The 17059-nt window shown below is 63.2% G+C and carries 14 protein-coding genes and 2 pseudogenes; 5 read left to right on the forward strand and 11 right to left on the reverse strand.

Annotated elements, in window-relative coordinates:
* Positions 1 to 63: 63 nt before the first annotated feature.
* Positions 64 to 1416, forward strand: a complete 1353-nt coding sequence (locus AWB78_RS23780) for an NAD(P)/FAD-dependent oxidoreductase (RefSeq protein WP_062608437.1) — start codon at positions 64 to 66, stop codon at positions 1414 to 1416.
* 6 nt (positions 1417 to 1422) lie between these two features.
* Here AWB78_RS23780 and AWB78_RS23785 read toward each other — a convergent pair whose 3' ends face one another.
* The 3 genes from AWB78_RS23785 to AWB78_RS23795 all read right to left on the reverse strand — a co-directional run bounded on the left by AWB78_RS23785 (position 1423) and on the right by AWB78_RS23795 (position 6030).
* Positions 1423 to 2826 (reverse strand): ATP-binding protein, encoded by a 1404-nt coding sequence (locus tag AWB78_RS23785; protein ID WP_062608438.1) that lies wholly within the window; start codon positions 2824 to 2826, stop codon positions 1423 to 1425.
* Positions 2823 to 4484 carry an FAD-dependent oxidoreductase gene (locus AWB78_RS23790; RefSeq protein WP_062608439.1) on the reverse strand — a complete coding sequence of 554 codons (1662 nt, stop codon included), beginning with the start codon at positions 4482 to 4484 and terminating at the stop codon, positions 2823 to 2825. The genes AWB78_RS23785 and AWB78_RS23790 overlap by 4 nt, the downstream gene beginning before the upstream one ends.
* A 91-nt stretch (positions 4485 to 4575) precedes the next feature.
* On the reverse strand, positions 4576 to 6030 hold the full coding sequence (locus AWB78_RS23795) for an ATP-binding protein (RefSeq protein ID WP_062608440.1): 1455 nt from the start codon (positions 6028 to 6030) through the stop codon (positions 4576 to 4578).
* A gap of 361 nt (positions 6031 to 6391) precedes the next feature.
* Between AWB78_RS23795 and AWB78_RS23800 the strand changes: the two genes are divergently transcribed.
* Entirely contained in the window at positions 6392 to 7699 is a 1308-nt protein-coding gene (locus tag AWB78_RS23800) for a dicarboxylate/amino acid:cation symporter (RefSeq protein WP_062608441.1), read from the forward strand.
* A 12-nt stretch (positions 7700 to 7711) separates the two neighbouring features.
* Complete coding sequence (locus tag AWB78_RS23805; protein WP_062608442.1) at positions 7712 to 8659, forward strand: amino acid ABC transporter substrate-binding protein; 948 nt, start codon at positions 7712 to 7714, stop codon at positions 8657 to 8659.
* A gap of 22 nt (positions 8660 to 8681) precedes the next feature.
* On the opposite strand, the gene AWB78_RS23810 is transcribed toward AWB78_RS23805, so the two are convergent.
* Positions 8682 to 10202 (reverse strand): sensor domain-containing diguanylate cyclase, encoded by a 1521-nt coding sequence (locus AWB78_RS23810; RefSeq protein ID WP_062608457.1) that lies wholly within the window; start codon positions 10200 to 10202, stop codon positions 8682 to 8684.
* A 191-nt stretch (positions 10203 to 10393) separates the two neighbouring features.
* Between AWB78_RS23810 and AWB78_RS23815 the strand changes: the two genes are divergently transcribed.
* Positions 10394 to 10879 carry a helix-turn-helix domain-containing protein gene (locus AWB78_RS23815; protein ID WP_198399332.1) on the forward strand — a complete coding sequence of 162 codons (486 nt, stop codon included), beginning with the start codon at positions 10394 to 10396 and terminating at the stop codon, positions 10877 to 10879.
* Between the two features lie 121 nt (positions 10880 to 11000).
* Positions 11001 to 11204 (forward strand): SymE family type I addiction module toxin, encoded by a 204-nt coding sequence (locus tag AWB78_RS43810; protein WP_232477833.1) that lies wholly within the window; start codon positions 11001 to 11003, stop codon positions 11202 to 11204.
* Between the two features lie 46 nt (positions 11205 to 11250).
* Here AWB78_RS43810 and AWB78_RS23820 read toward each other — a convergent pair whose 3' ends face one another.
* From AWB78_RS23820 to AWB78_RS45860, 7 genes and pseudogenes are all read right to left on the reverse strand, one after another.
* Complete coding sequence (locus AWB78_RS23820; RefSeq protein ID WP_062608443.1) at positions 11251 to 11499, reverse strand: hypothetical protein; 249 nt, start codon at positions 11497 to 11499, stop codon at positions 11251 to 11253.
* Positions 11496 to 13385, reverse strand: a complete 1890-nt coding sequence (locus tag AWB78_RS23825) for a hypothetical protein (RefSeq protein ID WP_198399333.1) — start codon at positions 13383 to 13385, stop codon at positions 11496 to 11498. The genes AWB78_RS23820 and AWB78_RS23825 overlap by 4 nt, the downstream gene beginning before the upstream one ends.
* A gap of 138 nt (positions 13386 to 13523) precedes the next feature.
* A complete protein-coding gene (locus AWB78_RS43815) occupies positions 13524 to 13736 on the reverse strand; it encodes a DUF4926 domain-containing protein (protein ID WP_074173526.1) in 213 nt (70 codons plus the stop codon).
* Positions 13737 to 13741: 5 nt separating this feature from the next.
* Positions 13742 to 14635: a DUF6883 domain-containing protein gene (locus tag AWB78_RS46705; RefSeq protein ID WP_157697607.1), complete on the reverse strand. Its 894-nt coding sequence runs from the start codon at positions 14633 to 14635 to the stop codon at positions 13742 to 13744.
* A 77-nt stretch (positions 14636 to 14712) separates the two neighbouring features.
* A pseudogene (locus AWB78_RS45355) lies at positions 14713 to 16332 on the reverse strand (two-partner secretion domain-containing protein); the annotation flags it as partial.
* A 294-nt stretch (positions 16333 to 16626) separates the two neighbouring features.
* Positions 16627 to 16881, reverse strand: a complete 255-nt coding sequence (locus tag AWB78_RS23835; RefSeq protein WP_062608446.1) for a hypothetical protein — start codon at positions 16879 to 16881, stop codon at positions 16627 to 16629.
* Positions 16882 to 16930: 49 nt separating this feature from the next.
* Positions 16931 to 17059 (reverse strand): annotated as a pseudogene (locus AWB78_RS45860) (pimeloyl-CoA dehydrogenase small subunit); the annotation flags it as partial.

Here is a 17059-nt window from a genome sequence, read left to right on the forward strand (position 1 = left end):
GTCGTCAAGCGAGGCCGCTGCGACACAAACGCATTCAATCGATGAAGCACCACCTGGAGAACCATGATGCTGAATACTTACGCGCAACACCAGGTTGATTCGCCCCACCGCATCGTCATCGTGGGCGGCGGCGCCGCCGGGCTGGAGCTCGCCACGCGCCTCGGCAATGGCGTCGGCAAGCGTCGCCGCGCCGAGGTGACCCTCATCGACCGCTTCCCGACGCACTTCTGGAAGCCGCTGCTGCACGAAGTCGCGTCAGGCCAGATCGACGCATCGAGCCATCAGATCGACTACGCCGCCCACGCGAAGTGGAACCACTTCCGCTTCGAGCAGGGCGCGCTTTCGGGCATCGACCGGGGGCGCCGCGAGATCGTCATCGACGAGACGACCGACATCGACGGCCGTCCGCTCCTGCCGAAGCGAACGCTCGCATTCGATACGCTCGTGCTCGCGCTCGGCAGCGTCACGAACTTCTTCTCCATTCCCGGCGCGGAGCAGCACGCGCTGACGCTGGAGACCGTGGAGCAGGCGGAGACCTTCAGGCGGCGTCTGCTGTCGAGCCTGCTGCGCTCGGGCCACGCGCGGCAAGCGACGCCCGGCGCCGTCAAGACGCCGGTTTCGGTGACGGTCATCGGCGGCGGCGCGACCGGCGTCGAGCTGGCGGCCGCGCTGCGCGGCTCGGCCGAGATGCTGCGCGACTATCACCTCGCGTCGCTCGATCCGGCCGACGACATCCGCATTCGTCTGCTGGAAGGCGCGCCGCGCGTGCTGCCCGCGCTGCCCGAGCGCATCTCCGCGCGCGCTCAGGACGTGCTCGCGGGCCTCGGCGTCGAAGTCCGGCTCGGCTGCCGCGTGCAGTCGGTCGATGCGAACGCCGTCGCGACAGCCGATGGCGAAACGCTCGCGAGCGACATCACTATCTGGGCCGCCGGCGTGGAAGGGCCGGCCGTCCTCCGCAAGCTCGAAGGATTGCCGTTGAACCGGCTCGGACAGGTCATCGTCGACGGAACGTTGCAGGTCGGACCCGACTCGGGCATCTACGCAATGGGCGACTGCGCCGCGTGCGCGGCATCGAAGGGCGACGCGCTCGTGCCGCCGCGCGCGCAGGCCGCGTATCAGCAGGCCGTCTATCTCGCCGATGCCCTCGCGCGCCGCCTCGATGCCCGCGCCGTGCCGCTCTTCGCCTACCGCGATCAGGGCACGCTGATTTCCTTCGGACGCGCGGGCGCGGCGGGCGCCCTGATGAGCGAGCTGCTGCGCCGGCCGCTCTTCATCGACGGATGGTTCGCGGCGTCGTGCTACCGGCACCTGTATCGCAGGCACATCATGGGGCTCACGGGCATCAAGCGCGCGGTGATGTACGCCGCGAGCCAATGGCTGCGCGAGCGTGTACGGCCCACGGTGAAGCTGAACTGAACGCCGTCAACGCGCCGCCGCATGCCGATGGGCAAGCGGCAGGCGCACCTGGAAGGTGGTGCCGCGATCGTTGGCGACGACATTGAGTCTTCCGTCGTGCCGATGCACCACCGTCCGGTACGCGATGTGCAGCCCGAGGCCATTGCCCTTGCCGGGCGGCTTCGTCGTGAAGAACGGCTCGAAGAGACGCGGCAGGATATCCGCCGGAATGCCGTGCCCGGTATCCGAGATTTCGATCACCGCGCAGTCGCCTTCGCGATGCGAGCGGATCATGAGCTCGCCGCTTTCGTCCATCGCGTCGATGGCGTTGTCGATCAGATTGGTCCACACCTGATTGAGCTCGCTGCCATACACCGGCACGGGCGGCAGCGCGCGATCGTAGTCCCTTCTCACGACGACCCCATGCTTCAGCCGATGCTGCATGATGGTCAACGTATCCTCGATGCCGTTGTGGATGTCCACTTCCTGAAGCGGCGCCTGATCCATGTAGGAATACGACTTCATCGCCTTCACGATCTCCGAGATGCGCCCGGCGCCGAGCCACGTCTGCTCGGACAGAAAGCGCATTTCGACAGTCGCGGCGAGCCACCGGATGGCCGCGCCGAACTGCTCGCGGTTCACGCGCGGCGTCAGGGAGTCGAGTTCGTCCGGCGCGAAGCCGGCCGCCACGAGCCGCGGCGCAATGAGCCAGGGCTTGTCCGTTCCGTGCGACGAAAGCCACTGCGCGAAGCGCTCTTCCGCTTCGCTCTGCCGCAATGCGCCCTGCGGCGTGGCATCGACGGCGGGCGGCGCGCGGCTCGCCCATGCGTCGAGCGTGTCCATGACATCGGCGGGCATCGCGCAAAGCACGAGCGAGCGCGTCGCGCGATGCAGGCTGTCGAGCGCATCGCGCATGCCGTCCGCCGCGCGCGCGACGGCCGCCGCCGGATTGTTCAGCTCATGCGCGAGCCCCGCCGACAGCCGCCCCAGCGCGGCCAGCTTCTCGCCGCTGAGAATGAAGGAATCGTAGGCGCTGATGCGGCCGTACATCGACCGGAAAATCTGCTTGCCGAACGACTCGCACTCGCTCAACAGCTTGCGCACGACGCTCTCGGGCAGCGAGACCAGATAGCAATCCGTGTTCGCGCTGAAGGTCAGCGGCAGCGGCATGCCCGAGAGCAGCGACGCCTCCGCGACCGAAACCGGCGCGGCGCGCGTGTCGTCGATCACCTGGCGGCCCGCGACGAGCTTTTCGGTCAGCAGCTCGCCTTCGAGCAGGATGAACTGATGCGTGACCGTCTGCCCTTCGTGCATCAGGATCTCGCCCTTCTTCAGGCGATGCTCGGTCAGACTCGCGGCGAGCCATTGCTTGCACTCGTCGGACAGGCCCGCGAAGAGCGGGATCTCGAAGAGCATCGACGGAACGCTCATGGGTTCGCGAGATATTGATGAATGAAGTGCACCGCGATCGAGCCTTCGCCGACCGCCGCCGCCACACGCTTGACCGAGTCGGCGCGCACGTCGCCCGCCGCGAAGATGCCGGGCACGCTCGTTTCCAGCAGGAACGGATCGCGTCCCGGCTCCCATCCCGCCGGCGCGCGCCCGCCCTTGATGAGCGCGCGGCCCGTCAGCAGGAAGCCGTGCTCGTCGCGCTCGACCACGCCGCGCAGCCACTCCGTGCACGGCGCCGCGCCGATGAACACGAAAAGCCCGCTCGCCGGAACGGTTTCCGAACGGCCGGTCTGCAAGTCGCGCAACGTGATCTCCGCGAGATGGCCCTCGCCGCTCACACTTTCGACCTCCGTATGCGGCCGCACGTGGATGTTCTCCGTCTCGTGAATCTGCTCGACGAGATAGTGCGACATGCCCACGCTCAGCGATGATCCCCGGCACAGGATCGTGACCGAACGCGCGTACTTCGACAGAAACATCGCGCCCTGGCCCGCGGAATTCGCGCCGCCCACGATAAACAAATCCTGATTCGAGCAGGCGACCGCCTCGACCAGCGCCGCGCCGTAATACACGCCGGCGCCCGTGAGCGCCTGCACGCCGCGCGCTTCCAGCTTGCGATACGACACGCCGCTCGCGACCATCAGCGCGAGACAGCTCACCTCCGATCCGTCGGAGAGCCGGACGAACTTGTACGGCGGCTCGATGCGCAGTCCCACCGCGTGCTGCGTGAGAATCATCTCGGCGCCGAAGCGCCGCGCCTGCGCGAGCGCGCGCCGCGACAGATCCGCGCCGCTCACGCCGGAGGGAAAGCCGAGATAGTTGTCGATATGCGAGCTCGTGCCCGCCTGCCCGCCGGGCGCATCGCATTCGATGATCGCGACATGCAGCCCTTCCGATGCGCCATACACCGCCGCCGCCAGTCCCGCCGGCCCGCCGCCGACGATGACGAGATCGTAGAACGGCGTCGTCGAGCGCGTGTGCAGCCCGACTTTCTCGGCGATCTGCGCGATCGTCGGACGGCTTTGCACGGTGCCGTCCTCGAACACGACGACCGGCAAATGGCGCTGCCCCGGCGCGAGCGCGCTCAGAAGCGTCTCGGCCTCGGCGTGACGCTCGACATCGAGCCAGCGGAACGGAATGTGATTGCGCGCCATGAAATCGCGCAGCTGATGCCCCTGCGGCGACCAGCGGTGATCGAGAATGCGGATGCCCTGGAACGCCGAACGCGAGGACGCGTGCCAGTCCGCGAGCAGATCGTCAAGGGCCGGATAGAAGTTCTGCTCGGGCGGATGCCAGGGCTTGAGCAGATATTGATCGAGATGCACCGTGTTGATCGCGCGGATGGCGGCATCGGTGTCGGCGTAAGCGGTCAGCAGCACGCGCTTGGCTTCGGGAAACAGTTCGATGGCCTGCTCGAGAAACTCGATGCCGCTCATCTTCGGCATGCGCTGATCCGCGATGAACAGCGCCACCGAGCGGTTCTGCAGGCGCAAATGCTGCGCCGCCTCCAGCGCCGCCGGCCCCGAGTCCATGCGCACGATCTGGTAATGCTCGCCGTACGCGACCTGCAGATCACGCGCGACCGCGCCGGCCACGATCGGGTCGTCGTCCACGGCGAGGATCACAGGCTTGTCCATGGTGGTCTCATGCGCCCATGCCTGAGGGCGCGGCATCCGTTGCAGACATTGTAGACGCTGCGGCGGCAAGGTTTCGCGCGGCTTGCATGTGCTACAGGACCGGGCCCGCGAGCGGCGCGTCGTCATGCGATGCGCCGTGCCTGCCCGCGAGCGGCAGCGTCACCCTAAAGACCGTTCCGTTCGCATCCGATCGCGCGCCGATCGTTCCGCCGTGCCGGTTCACCACGATGCGGTACGCGATATGCAGGCCGAGCCCCATGCTCGGGCCGTGCGCGTGCGGCCCGCGCTTCGACGTATAGAACGGCTCGAACACGTGCTCGACCGCATCCGCAGGAATGCCCGGGCCGTTGTCCGCGATTTCGACGACGGCATCGTCGCCGTCGCGATGCGTGCGGATCGCGATATGACCCCGGCCTTCCATCGCCTCGATCGCATTCTCGATGATGCTCGTCCACACCTGATTGAGCTCGCTTCCGTACGCCTGAAGCCGCGGCAGGCTGCGATCGTAGTCGCGCGCGAGTTCGATGCCGCGCTTCGTCTCGTGCGTCATCACCATCAGCGTGTCGTCGATGCCGTCGTGAAGATCGACCTCCTGTTGCGGCCCCTGATCCATGAACGAATAGGATTTCATCGCCGCCACGATGCCGGAGATGCGCTGCGCGCCCTGCATCGCGTCGTCCATGACCGTGCGAAGATCGAGCACGCGCGCGATCCAGCCGATGGCCGCATCGAGCTGGCCGGCGCTCAGCTCGTCCGCGTAAGGCGCGAGATCATCGGCCGCGATGCCGTGCGCCGCCAGCACCGGCGCGACGCGCCACGGCTTCGCGACGCGGCGCGCGCCGAGCCAGTCGGCGAGCCGCGACTCGCGCTCGCTTTGCGCGAAGGGCGCCGCCGCTTCGGCGCGTTCGTTCGATGCCTTGGCGATCACGAGCGCGTAGAGCCGGTCGAGCGTGTCCTCCGGCACCGCGTGGCGGCCGAGCGCGAGCGCCGAGCCTTCGAGCGCGTCGAGTTCCTTGCGCATGTATTGCAGCCCGCTCGCCAATGCCGATGCCGGATTGTTCAATTCATGCGCGAGCCCCGCCGCGAGCTTGCCCAGCGCGGCGAGGCGGCTTCGATTGAGCGCCGCTGTTTCGAGCGCGGTGAGCCAGTCGGTCATCACGCGCGCCACGGCCTGGCTGAACGAGCCGCATGAAACGAACAGTTCACGAAAAGCCGCTTCCGGCAAGTGCGCGAGCCGGCACGCGCTTTTCGCGGTGAGCGTCACCGGATAGGGAATCGACGCCATCACGCAGGGCGTGCCGAACGCCTCGGGCGCGCTGTAGCGCTCGACGTAGCGCTCCTCATCGCTCTCACCGCCGGCGCTTTGCGTCGCGTCGACTTCGCCGTCGAGCAGGATGGTCAGGCGCGCGGGCATGTCGCCTTCATGCAGCAACACGTCGCCGGCCGCGATGGAGAACTCGGACACGCGCTCGCCCAGCCATTCCAGACGATCGCGCGGGAGATCGGCGAATATGCGGATCCGGGCCAGCCTGTCGAGTTCGATCATCGTGCTCTCCGGCCATCGTCACGAGGACGTGGCACGCGCCTCGCTACCGTCGCAATGAAAACATCGCTTCATTCGTTGCGCGTTCGAACCTGTCGATTCAGTTTAGGCAATCCGTGCGGTGCATTCGAAGCGGACCTGTCGGCTCCGCGTTCCGTGCAACACCGAAGGGATTTATGATGGACATCTGTCACCGCCCTCATTCATGTTCGCATCGGAGAGATGCGCGCCGCGCTCAGCGAAGATCGGAAAGCAACGTTAACATCTGATGATTCGCGGGCATTCGCCGTCCCGTCTTGCATCGCCTGTTCCATCCGCAAGTTGAAGTGCAATCGTTCGATACGCAATCAATGGAGGCCTGGAGATGAACAAGAAGAATTCCGCAGCCATCTGGATCCTGGTCGCCATGGTCGTCGGCATCCTGGTCGGCTACATGATCTTCACGAGCTTTCCCGACAAGAAATCCGCCAGCGAGATAGCCGGTTACATCTCGCTCGTGTCCGATGTCTTTCTGCGGCTCATCAAGATGCTGATCGGGCCGCTCGTGTTTTCCACGCTGGTCGTCGGCATTGCGCACATGGGCGACGCGGCCTCGGTCGGACGCGTGTTCGCCAAGGCGCTGGGCTGGTTCATCACGGCTTCGCTCATTTCGCTGCTGCTCGGGCTGGTGATGTCGAATCTGCTCAGACCCGGCGACAATCTCGGATTGCCGCTGCCCGACATCGGCGCATCGGCGAATCTCGCGACGTCGAAGTTCACGCTGAAGGATTTCGTGAGCCACATGGTGCCGCGCTCGTTCGCCGAAGCGATGACCAACAACGAGATCCTGCAGATCGTCGTGTTCTCGATGTTCTTCGGCGTCGCGCTAGCCGCGCTCGGTGACAAAGGCAAGATCCTGCTCGCCGCGATCGATCAGCTTTCGCACGTGATGCTCAAGATCACCGGCTATGTGATGAAGCTCGCGCCGCTGGCCGTGTTCGCCGCGATGGCCGCCACCGTCGCGGTCAACGGCCTGACGATCCTGCTCAAGTTCGCCGTCTTCATGGCCGACTTCTATCTCAGCCTGTTTCTGCTGTGGGGCCTGCTCGTGCTTGCCGGCTATCTGTTTCTGCGGCGACGTGTCTTCCGGCTGCTCGTGCTCATCAAGGAAGCGTTCATGCTGTCGTTCGCGACCGCCAGTTCCGAAGCCGCGTACCCGAAGATCCTCGACGCGCTCGACCGTTTCGGCGTGAAGCGCAAGATATCCAGCTTCGTGATGCCGATGGGCTATTCGTTCAACCTCGACGGCTCGATGATGTACTGCACGTTCGCGACGCTTTTCATCGCGCAGGCGTACAACATCCATCTGCCGATCAGCACGCAGATCACCATGCTGCTGATCCTGATGCTGACGTCGAAGGGCATGGCCGGCGTGCCGCGCGCGTCGCTGGTCGTGATCGCGGCCACGCTCAATCACTTCAATATCCCCGAGGCGGGCCTGCTGCTGATCCTCGGTGTCGATACCTTCCTCGACATGGGCCGTTCCGCGACGAACGCGGTGGGCAACTCGATTGCGAGCGCGGTGGTCGCCAAGTGGGAAGGCGAACTGCTGTCGGAATCGGAAGCGGCGGCGAATGCGGCGCGCATCGAGGCCGAACAGGAAGCGTCGCTGGCGCATCCGGCGCAAGTCTGACGGAGGCGAGCCATGAAGATGCAGCGCTTCTGGGCGGCGCTGGCTCTGGCCAGCCTGATCGCCACGGCCTTCGGCGCGCGCGCGGCCGATGACGTGCAGACACCGCCGCCGAACAACGACGCCTATTCGCCCGCGACACTGACCGGCACGCTGGCGAAAGCGCGTGACACGGGCACGATCGCGCTCGGCTACCGCGACGCTTCGGTGCCTTTCTCTTATCTCGGTGCGCGCAAGGAGCCCATCGGCTATTCGATCGAACTGTGCACGTCGCTCGTCGCCGCGATCGGAAACGCGATTCACAAGAACCTGAATATCCAGTGGATTCACGTCACGCCGGAAGATCGCATCGATGCGGTCGTCGATGGAAAGGTCGATCTCGAATGCGGCTCGACCACGAGCAACGTCGAGCGCCAGAAGCGCGTGGCCTTCTCGCCGATCATCTTCGTGGCCGGCACGAAGGTGATGGTCAAGAAAGGCTCGCCGATCCGCTCGTTTCGCGATCTCGCGGGAAAGACGGTCGCGGTGACGGCCGGCACCACGAATGAAAAAGCCTTGCGCGATCTCGACAGGAAGTTCGCGCTCGGCATGCGCCTGCAGGTCGTGCCGGACCATGCTGATGGCTTCGCGCGCGTGGCGAACGGCCAGGCCGATGCATTCGCCACCGACGACGTGCTGCTATACGGCCTTATCGCCGAGAACGCGGCGAAAGGCGGCGCGTATCAGGTCGTGGGGGATTATCTGTCGTATGACCCGTACGGCATCATGTTCCGCAAGAACGATCCGCAACTCGCGCAGGTGGTGAGGGACACGTTCCAGGAGCTCGCCGCCGATGGCGAGATCGAGCGGCAATACAAGCGCTGGTTCCTGCAGCGTCTGCCGTCCGGAAAGAGCCTCGACATGCCGATGAGCGCGCAGCTCGAAAGCATCATCCAGACGATGGCGGGCGGCGAGGCTCAATGAGCGCAGACGCGCGACCGGCCGTTCAAACGGGGCCTGCCTGCATGACCCGGTTTCGTCCGGATGCCTTCGCGTCGTAGAGCGCTTCGTCGGCGGCGCGGATGAGCGTGCTCACGTCGTCGTCGCGTTCGGGGCGCCAGCTCGCGAGACCGATGCTCGCCGTCACGCGGCCGAACTCGCTGCCCGCGTGCTCGATCGACAGATCGCTGATGGCCGCGCGAATCCGCTCCGCGATGCGCGCCGCGCCTTCGGTCGGTGTATCGGGCAGCACGACGATGAACTCCTCGCCGCCATACCGTGCCGCGGTATCGGCGGGCCTGCGGATGTTGTCGCCGATGCAGCGCGCGACGGCCGCGAGCGCATCGTCGCCGGCCTGATGACCGTAGGCATCGTTGAAGGCCTTGAAGCGGTCGATATCGACGAAGAGCAGAGAAAAGAGACTGCGCGTGCGGCGCGCCCTGCGCCACTCCTGATCGAGAATCTCGCCGAGCGTGCGGCGATTGTGCAGCCCGGTCAGTCCGTCGGTGCGCGCGAGCAGTTGCAGCTCCGATTCCGCGCGCATGCGCCGCCGGAATTGCGCGGCGAGCACGAACGACAGGATGATGAAGCCGATCGCGAGCACGCCCATCGACGAGCCGATGATGACCGCGCGCCGATGCCATGCCGCATAGACGTCTTCTTCGCCCTCGGCCACCATGATGATGAGCGGCAGCTTGGGGAAATTGCGGAAATAGTAGAGCCGGCGCCTGCCGTCGAGCGACGATGTCTCGCTGAAGCTGCCTTGCGCGGCCTTGCGAAAGCGCTTGTAGGTATCGGCATGGGTGATGTCGCGGCCGATTATCTGCGCATCGAACGGTTGACGCATGATCATCATGCCGTCCTGGCTGATCAGCGACACGGCGCCGTGCGGCCCGAGCGAAAGCCCCGCGAAGAGCGTGCGAAAGTATTCGAGGTTGATCGCGAGCATCGCGACGCCCGCGAACGATCCATCGGGATTGGATAGCCTGCGGCTGAGCGCGATGCTCGGCGCGCCGCCTCGCAGCCGCGACGCGAAGGGGCTGCTGATGAAGAGCCCGGTGTCGGGATGATCGCGCTGAACGGTGAAATAGCGCCGGTCCGCGAAGTTGGCCGGGCGCGGCACGATGCTGCCCGAGTCGATGACGATATTGCCGTTCACGTCGAGCACGAGAATCGATCCGAGATCACGCGCGGTCGCGGCCCGGTCGAACAGCACGTCGTTGCGCAATTGAGGCGGCAGCGCGCTGACGTCGGCACGGTGCACGCCTTCGACGACGGCTTGCAAGGAGAGTTCGTACAGCTCGAAATTGCGCTCGATATCCCGCTCGGCGAGCAGTGCGAGATTGCGCGATGTGTCGCGCGCGCGTTCGAGTGCGTCGAGCCTGCCTTGATAAAGCACCAGCGCGCACAGTCCGACCATCGCGAGCGCGATGACGGTCCCGCAAAGCACGATGATGTTCGGCGCGGAGAATCGCGGACGCGATGGCGTCGGCGCGTTCGGACTTGGGTTGGTGCAGTTATTGTCGATGGCCACTATTTGGATATTCCGGAATCCTGGCTCGCGGGTTTTTCTTTGCTCTGCATGGTCCTCGGTCAGCGAGCTAGGACGATATTGTCGCTTATTTGGCTGATTCGGGTTGGTGGGGGCGGGGCGTGGTGGCGCTGCGCAGTTTGCGATTGACGCGCTCGTGCGCTTGGCAAACTGGCTGCACCTCTTCGATGAACACGGCCACACCGCCGATGCCGACCGTGCTCAAGCTGCCCATTTCATTTAATAGGAGCCGGGTTTGTTGCACGTTTCGTTCTTGCGCGCCTTTGAACGTCGAAGACATTCTGCAAGGCTGCCGAAAGGAATCGGGCCTTACCCAGCAACAGATCGCTGACAAGGTCGGCATGCACGTCTCCCAGTACAAGCGTTACGAAGCAGGGACGTCGCAGCCGACCATTGAGGTATTCCGGCGTATTGCCCTGGCCTTGAGCGTGAGCGCAGATACGTTGCTTTTTGAGGAGAGCGAGCGCGGGCCTGACGAGCGGCTCAAACTTCAGTTTGAAGCCGTCTCCAGACTGGACCCGAAGGAGCGGGAAGCGATTGAAACCGTGATCGCCGGCGTCCTGCATATGCACGACGCCAAACGTTGGGCGCAGCTTGCTGCCGCGCCAAGTACACCTGCACCAACGCAGACAAGCAGCAAGAGAAGCCGCTAAAGAAGGAAGTAACGCAGCACCGTAAACGAAGCGCGGGCCGCATGGGCGGCAACCCATACGACCCGCTGACCACCACCAACTCACCGAAGGAGTTGACCATGGCTGACGCCAATCTTAAGCATTGACCGTTCATAACGAGCGGCACATCAAGATTCAACAATCCGCACGCGAGCAGGCACGCTCCTTTCGAAACCGCTATCAGCCGCCCACGCTTTACCCTTGGCTCAAGCTCTCAGGACGGTGGCTCGAACAGGCAGGATTCCAAGCAGGGCAGAGCGTAAAAGTTGAAGTCCAACACGGCAGGCTCGTCATTACGCCTGCTTGAACGACGACACAAACAACAAACCCGGCCGCGGCCGGGTTTGTTGCTTCTACTGCTTCGATTCCTTTGATGCCGCTTCCTGCTCCTCACGCTTCAACGAACGCAACTCTTTGATGAATTGATAGCTCACAGCTACAAAGAAGGTTAGGTAAACCGGAGCGCCAACAAGAATTGGCTTCCAGCCCGCTCCCTGTGCAACAGAGAAAACTAGAGCAACAACCACCATACCTAAGATTCCAAGATAGCCCACAGCAAAGCGTCGGACGAGCTTTTTACGTTTGATCTCGTATTCCGTCATTTCTTGCCCCCGGCATTCCTCGAATTTTCAATGGCGGCCTGCATAGGGCCCGGTACGATTTGGAACAAATACCCCAGAGTTGTTCCCGTCGGGCCGGGAACCAGATTCTGTGCAAAGCTACCGGTTATGCCCGTTCCGATACCAATCCCCGCCGACAGATCTGGGCTGCTAGACGGGTTCGTAATCGCAGTCGTCCCAAACGCACCTGTTCCAGCCAGTAAAGCATTGTAAAAACTCACGACCGCCTTGCCCGCCGTTGACGTTCCCAAGGTATTCAGCGGCAATCCAAACGGCGCAAGACCTGCCGCAACCGCTCCCGCCGTCGCCGCATTCTGATAGCTCGGCTGATCCCTCGACAGCCCGCTCTGATAGCTGACTGCATCACCCATATAGGTAAACGCCGTGCCCGTTGACCAGGCTGCTGCCATATCGGCCAGCAGCGTTCCAGCGGCCGCTCCTCCTGTCACTGACCCCGCAAGAATCGTCGCGCCCGTGCGCGCGATCGTATTGCCATACGGATCCTTGTCGTAGTTCGACTTGACGAGCTGATCGTATGTTTTTCCCGTGTCGAGCTGTGTCCGACCCATTAGATTCGATGCCTGATTGTCAGCAATGTATTGGCTGTTGTAGTCGTGGTTCGCGTAGTTCGGATCGTTCTTGTACCCGTCGCAGTTCAGATTCCCACAACCAACGATGCTGCGCACTTCATAGTCATGCACGCCACCTGATGCTTGCGCTGTCTGCTGGTCCGAGTTGCGCATCATCTCTGCCACAATCCGCCCTTCGGCCTCGCTCTCGCTGATACCAAGCTGCTCGGCAACGGCCTTCGCGTACTTCTCGGCCTTGGCGTACTCATCCGGATGCAACTGCCGATTGTAAAGGTCGGCATTGGCCGCCGTCATCGCGCCCGTCGAGCCGCCAACCGCCGCACCCGCGCCCGCCGCAATGACGTTCGAGACGATCTGACCGAGCGCCTTGTCTGCGTCTGCGTTACCTGTCGGACTGGACGCCGCAATATCGTGACTCAAATCATTAAGTTTGCCCGCCGCAGCCGCCGAGATACCTGCACCCGCCGCTCCCGCTGCAACATTGCCACCACCCAGCCCCGCAATCGCCGCCCCACCCGCGATATGCATCGCAATCCGGTACTCACCGCCTTCCTGCCACTTGTCGGCCGTCGCCTGATCTCCCGATGCTTCAGCCTCACGCTGCTTGCTATCCGCATAATTCCCGATCTGCGTGGCCACCGTCTGCGCGACGATCGCCGCCGCCTGCTGCGTGCTCGCCTGCTGATTCAACAGATTCGCCAGGTCAGGCAGCTTGCTCACCTGACCGTTCAGGTCCGTCGTATCACGATTCAGACTCGCCACATCCTGCGCCTGGCGATCCGTATCCGTGATCGTAATCGTCCCCGCGCCGATCGCGCTCTTCGTCGTCGCCGTTTCATTGCCGCTGTCGTGCTGCGAGATCATCGGCGCCACGCCACCGCCATCCGACAACGACGTCACGCCGTTAGCCTTCGCGCTATTCGGCGCCCCCGTCGATCCACCTGCGCTAAACCCGCTGCTGCTCGCGCTGTAGTTCGAATTGTTCGTGATATCGCTAAACGTCAGCGTGCCGGTTGTGAGGCTGTTTTTCGTAGGATCGGCGTCACTCGCAATGACCCCGCCCTTCAGATCCGTATTCCCCTTCACGTTGATATCGAAGCCGCCCGCGCCCGCATGAATGCCGCTCTGCTCCTCGACGCCTGCATAGTCCCCGTGCGCATCGCCGTGCTGGCTGCTGAAGCTCGCGCTGCCGCCGCCCTGACTGATGCTCACGCCCGCGCTCTGGCTTCCCTGATGCGCCACGCTGTGGCTCGTGTCCTGCACGCTTGCGATGTTCAAGTCGCCGCCGATCAACGCCGACACCTGCCGCGTGTGCGTTCAGGTTGAAGAGGGGCGGCTTGCCATCACGCCCGCTTGAACAACGCTGCAACAACAAACCCAGCTCGTAGGCTGGGTTTGTTGTTTGTGGCTACCTCGTTAAGCTTTCCTCCAAATCACGCGAACCTGATGAGGAAGTAGTGCAAGCATGGCTGTAGTTTCGCCTTCATCATTGCAGAACTCAACTTCATACGCCAAGTTCGGAGTTTCATACACTTCAACTACTGTGCCTTTTGCTCCTGCAACTAGCCCGTCTTCAGGCAATTCTTCCAGTAGCTCAACGACATCTAAAAGTTTGATATCTGTATTCATAGCCGTCACTTCACAAACATCGTTGTAAGCCTCGGAGTTGATGAGCCCGGATCATAGATCCATCCAGTCCTAACCTGAACCGTGTTTCCATTCGGACCGGTCACTGGAATATCAACTGTAAAACGTTGACCGAATTGGTCCGCTTTACCGGGCGTAGCCGGGTACTTCGTAACTCCGTCTTGAATCTGACTAATAAGACCATCAGCGTTTGATTGGTTGAACCCTAACGCGGACTCAAACACGCGCGCTTTATTGCCACCAACCGGATGCTCTGGATCCAAGACGTAGCCAGTAATCTTGCGCGGATCAATCTGCGCATTTTCCGCATTTTGAATCGGCCCAGAATTATTGGTTGACGAGCCGGTTGAACCACTATTTGCCGACGATCCATCATTGTTCCCACTATTGAGCGTCGCATTACTCGGCACATACCCCGCCGATCCCGCCGTTATGCTCGCCGTCGAATCGGCCAACACCGCACCCGGATTCGCCATCGGCGGTTCACCGCCTTTGGAACCGATGATTGCGCTTATACCGTTCGCCGTACCTTGCGCAATCAGCGCCGCCGGCGATTCTCCCGCCTTCGCGGCCGCGTCCGAATTCATCAAACCGTTGAACTGGCTGATGCCATTATCCACCAGCGCATTCCACTTGCCCGGCAGCGAGGCCACGTTCGCAATCGTATCTCTCAGCAGTTGCCTTGTGCCACCCTTGCAACTCTCGTTCGTGCAATGCAGTTGGTCGTTATACAGGTTCGCCGCCGAGCTGGTTGCCGCGCCTGATGAACCGCCCACGAAAGCACCCGCGCCTGTCGCCAGCACATTGCCGAGGATATTGCCAAGTACCCGATCTGCATCCGCGTTTCCTGTCGGACTTGTGCCCTTCACCGCGTTGCTCACATCGTTGATGTTGCCCGCCAGTGCCGCTGAAACTCCTGCGCCTGCCGCTCCGCCCGCAACATTGCCGCCACCCAGAACGTGCCCGAGGTCGACGACAGCACGCCGTTCGCCTGCATCGTGCCGCCCTGGTTGTTCGTCGCGCCCGTGACGGTTTCCGTGAGCGCGCCACCCGACACGATCTGACCATTGCGGTTCGAGAGCGCGCCCGCCGTCACGGTCTGCGCACCGCCCGAGGACATCGCACCGTTATCGTTGGTGAGTGAGCCGCTTGCCCGCGCGTCGAGCGTCCCGCCGGCGGTCGTGGTCGCACCAGACAGGTTCAGGTCGCCGCTGCTTGCCGCCAGCACGAGCGCGCCGTTGGCCGAATTGATGCTGCCCGCGAGATTGACCGCGCCGCCATTGACGTTCGCATTGCCGCCCGCCACATTGCGGCCCGTCGCTGTGACGGCACCCGACGCGCCGACGTTCAGGTCACCGGACTGCGCCAGCGAACCATCGCCGTTGACGCCTGCGGCGAGCGTGCCCGTCGATGCGACGCTCCCCGCGTCGATCGTCGTGCTCTGTTGCGCGGCCAGCATGCCGCTGTTCGTGAGCGTGCCGCTCGTCGTCGCGCTGACATTGCCTTGCGCGTAGGTCGTGCCGCTGTTGCCGATGCCCTGGCTTGCGCTCGCGCTGATGGAACCGCTCGCGTTGGTCGTGCCGGCGAGCAAAAGCTGGCCGTTGGATTTGAGCGTCAGGTCGCCCGCTTGAGCAGCAATCACGCCCTTGGTCGAGACACCTACGCCGTATTCGTTCGAAGCGAGATAGATGCGATTGGCGTACATGCCACCCAACTGGCTCACGTCGATCGCGAGCGAAGGCGCCGGACCGCTACCCGCAATCGGCGTCGCGTTGAGCGTATCGTGATCGACATCGTTCGCGCCGGCGATCACGTTGAGACTCTTCGCGTAGATCGCGGCATTGACTTGAATCGCACGGGCGATCAGATCGACCTGGTCGATATTCGTTGCATTCAGGCCCGCGCCTTGGACAACGATGTTGCCGCCTGACACCGTGAAGCCCGCCAGATTGCCGCCCGGACCAAAGTTCGGCGTGCCGGTCGTCAGAATTCCACGCGATGTATTGATGAAACCGCCGCCATCGACGACGATCCCGTTGGGATTCGCGACGATGACCTCCGCGCGCGGCCCCGCAACTTCCAGATAACCGCGCAGCTGCGAAGGCGAATTCGACATCACCTGATTCACGATGATGCGCGCTTCCTGACCCGGCGTCAGATTCGCATTGCCGTTGATGTAGCCCGCCTGCTGCGTCTGCGTGAGGGTCGGCGAGTTGTTCAGGATCGCGCCCTTGCCGGGCACATCGAATTGCGAATAATTGTTGAGAGAGACGCCGGCCGCACTGGGTCTGGCGATATTCACCTGATCGAGCCCGTTCTGGGTCTGCAGCACCTGCGTTGCCGATCCCGGCTTCGCAACGATTTGTGATAAGGCCAACGTCGATGCGGTGCCAAGCATCAGCATCGCCGTCCATGCCATGCCGCGCAACGCTGGCGCGAGAATCGACGTGTCGGCGCCGCGGCGGGCGCCCCGCTCCCCTTTACCGCCCGCATTGCCGCGCGCCACCGCGAAATCTGCCGCCGCGACGACCATGTTGCGCACGCGGCTGTACACCAATCGGTATGAATTCTTGTTCATTACTAGAGCTTCTCTGACTGCAACAGACGGTCCGGAATAAAAGGTTCCGGAAAGCCCAGAATTCTCGGTACCTTGAGAATCCGTAACAGTCAGATAACTCCGAAATGAACACCGAGATGCGAGCGCTTTTCGTGCGATGCGTACGCACTCACGCCGCTCGGACGTCGAATTCGCGGTGAGGATCCCGTCTGCTTCGACATCGGCTCGAACGTCTCTCCAGTCAAAACTTGTTTCTTCGCGTTCCTTATTATTTAGCCGAATCAGACGATCGATCGCAATGCAGACACCCGCGCCTCAGCGACGAGCCTCGGCCCGCCTAAGTCTGCCGCTGAAATAGCGCTCGCGCGAAGCGCGGATCGCGGCGTCGAAGTCCGTCTCCGTCGCGAGGTGCTTGTGATCCACGCTGACGAGCCATCCTTGCGCGGAACGGCACCAGCGGATTCGTCCTTCGTCGTAGAGCTCGGAGAACCAGCGCCAGAGCGTGGCGTCTTCCTTGTCGGCGAGCATGGCCGCCTCGCTCCGAACCTTGTCGTGAATGATCGCCAGCATGGTTGTCGTGGCCTCCGGGCAGTTCGTTATCGCTATGGCGTGTACGCGCTCAAGACAACTCAGCGCGGCCCAATGCGATATATCGCGCGAGATGATGATCTTCATCGCCCAACTGATGATCGATCATCACGAGACGCTTCGCGTAGTGGGAAAGCGGCAGCTCCCACGTCATGCCGAT

Origin of the sequence: Caballeronia calidae (assembly GCF_900044055.2) — a bacterium.
In the GTDB taxonomy this organism is placed as follows: domain Bacteria; phylum Pseudomonadota; class Gammaproteobacteria; order Burkholderiales; family Burkholderiaceae; genus Caballeronia; species Caballeronia calidae.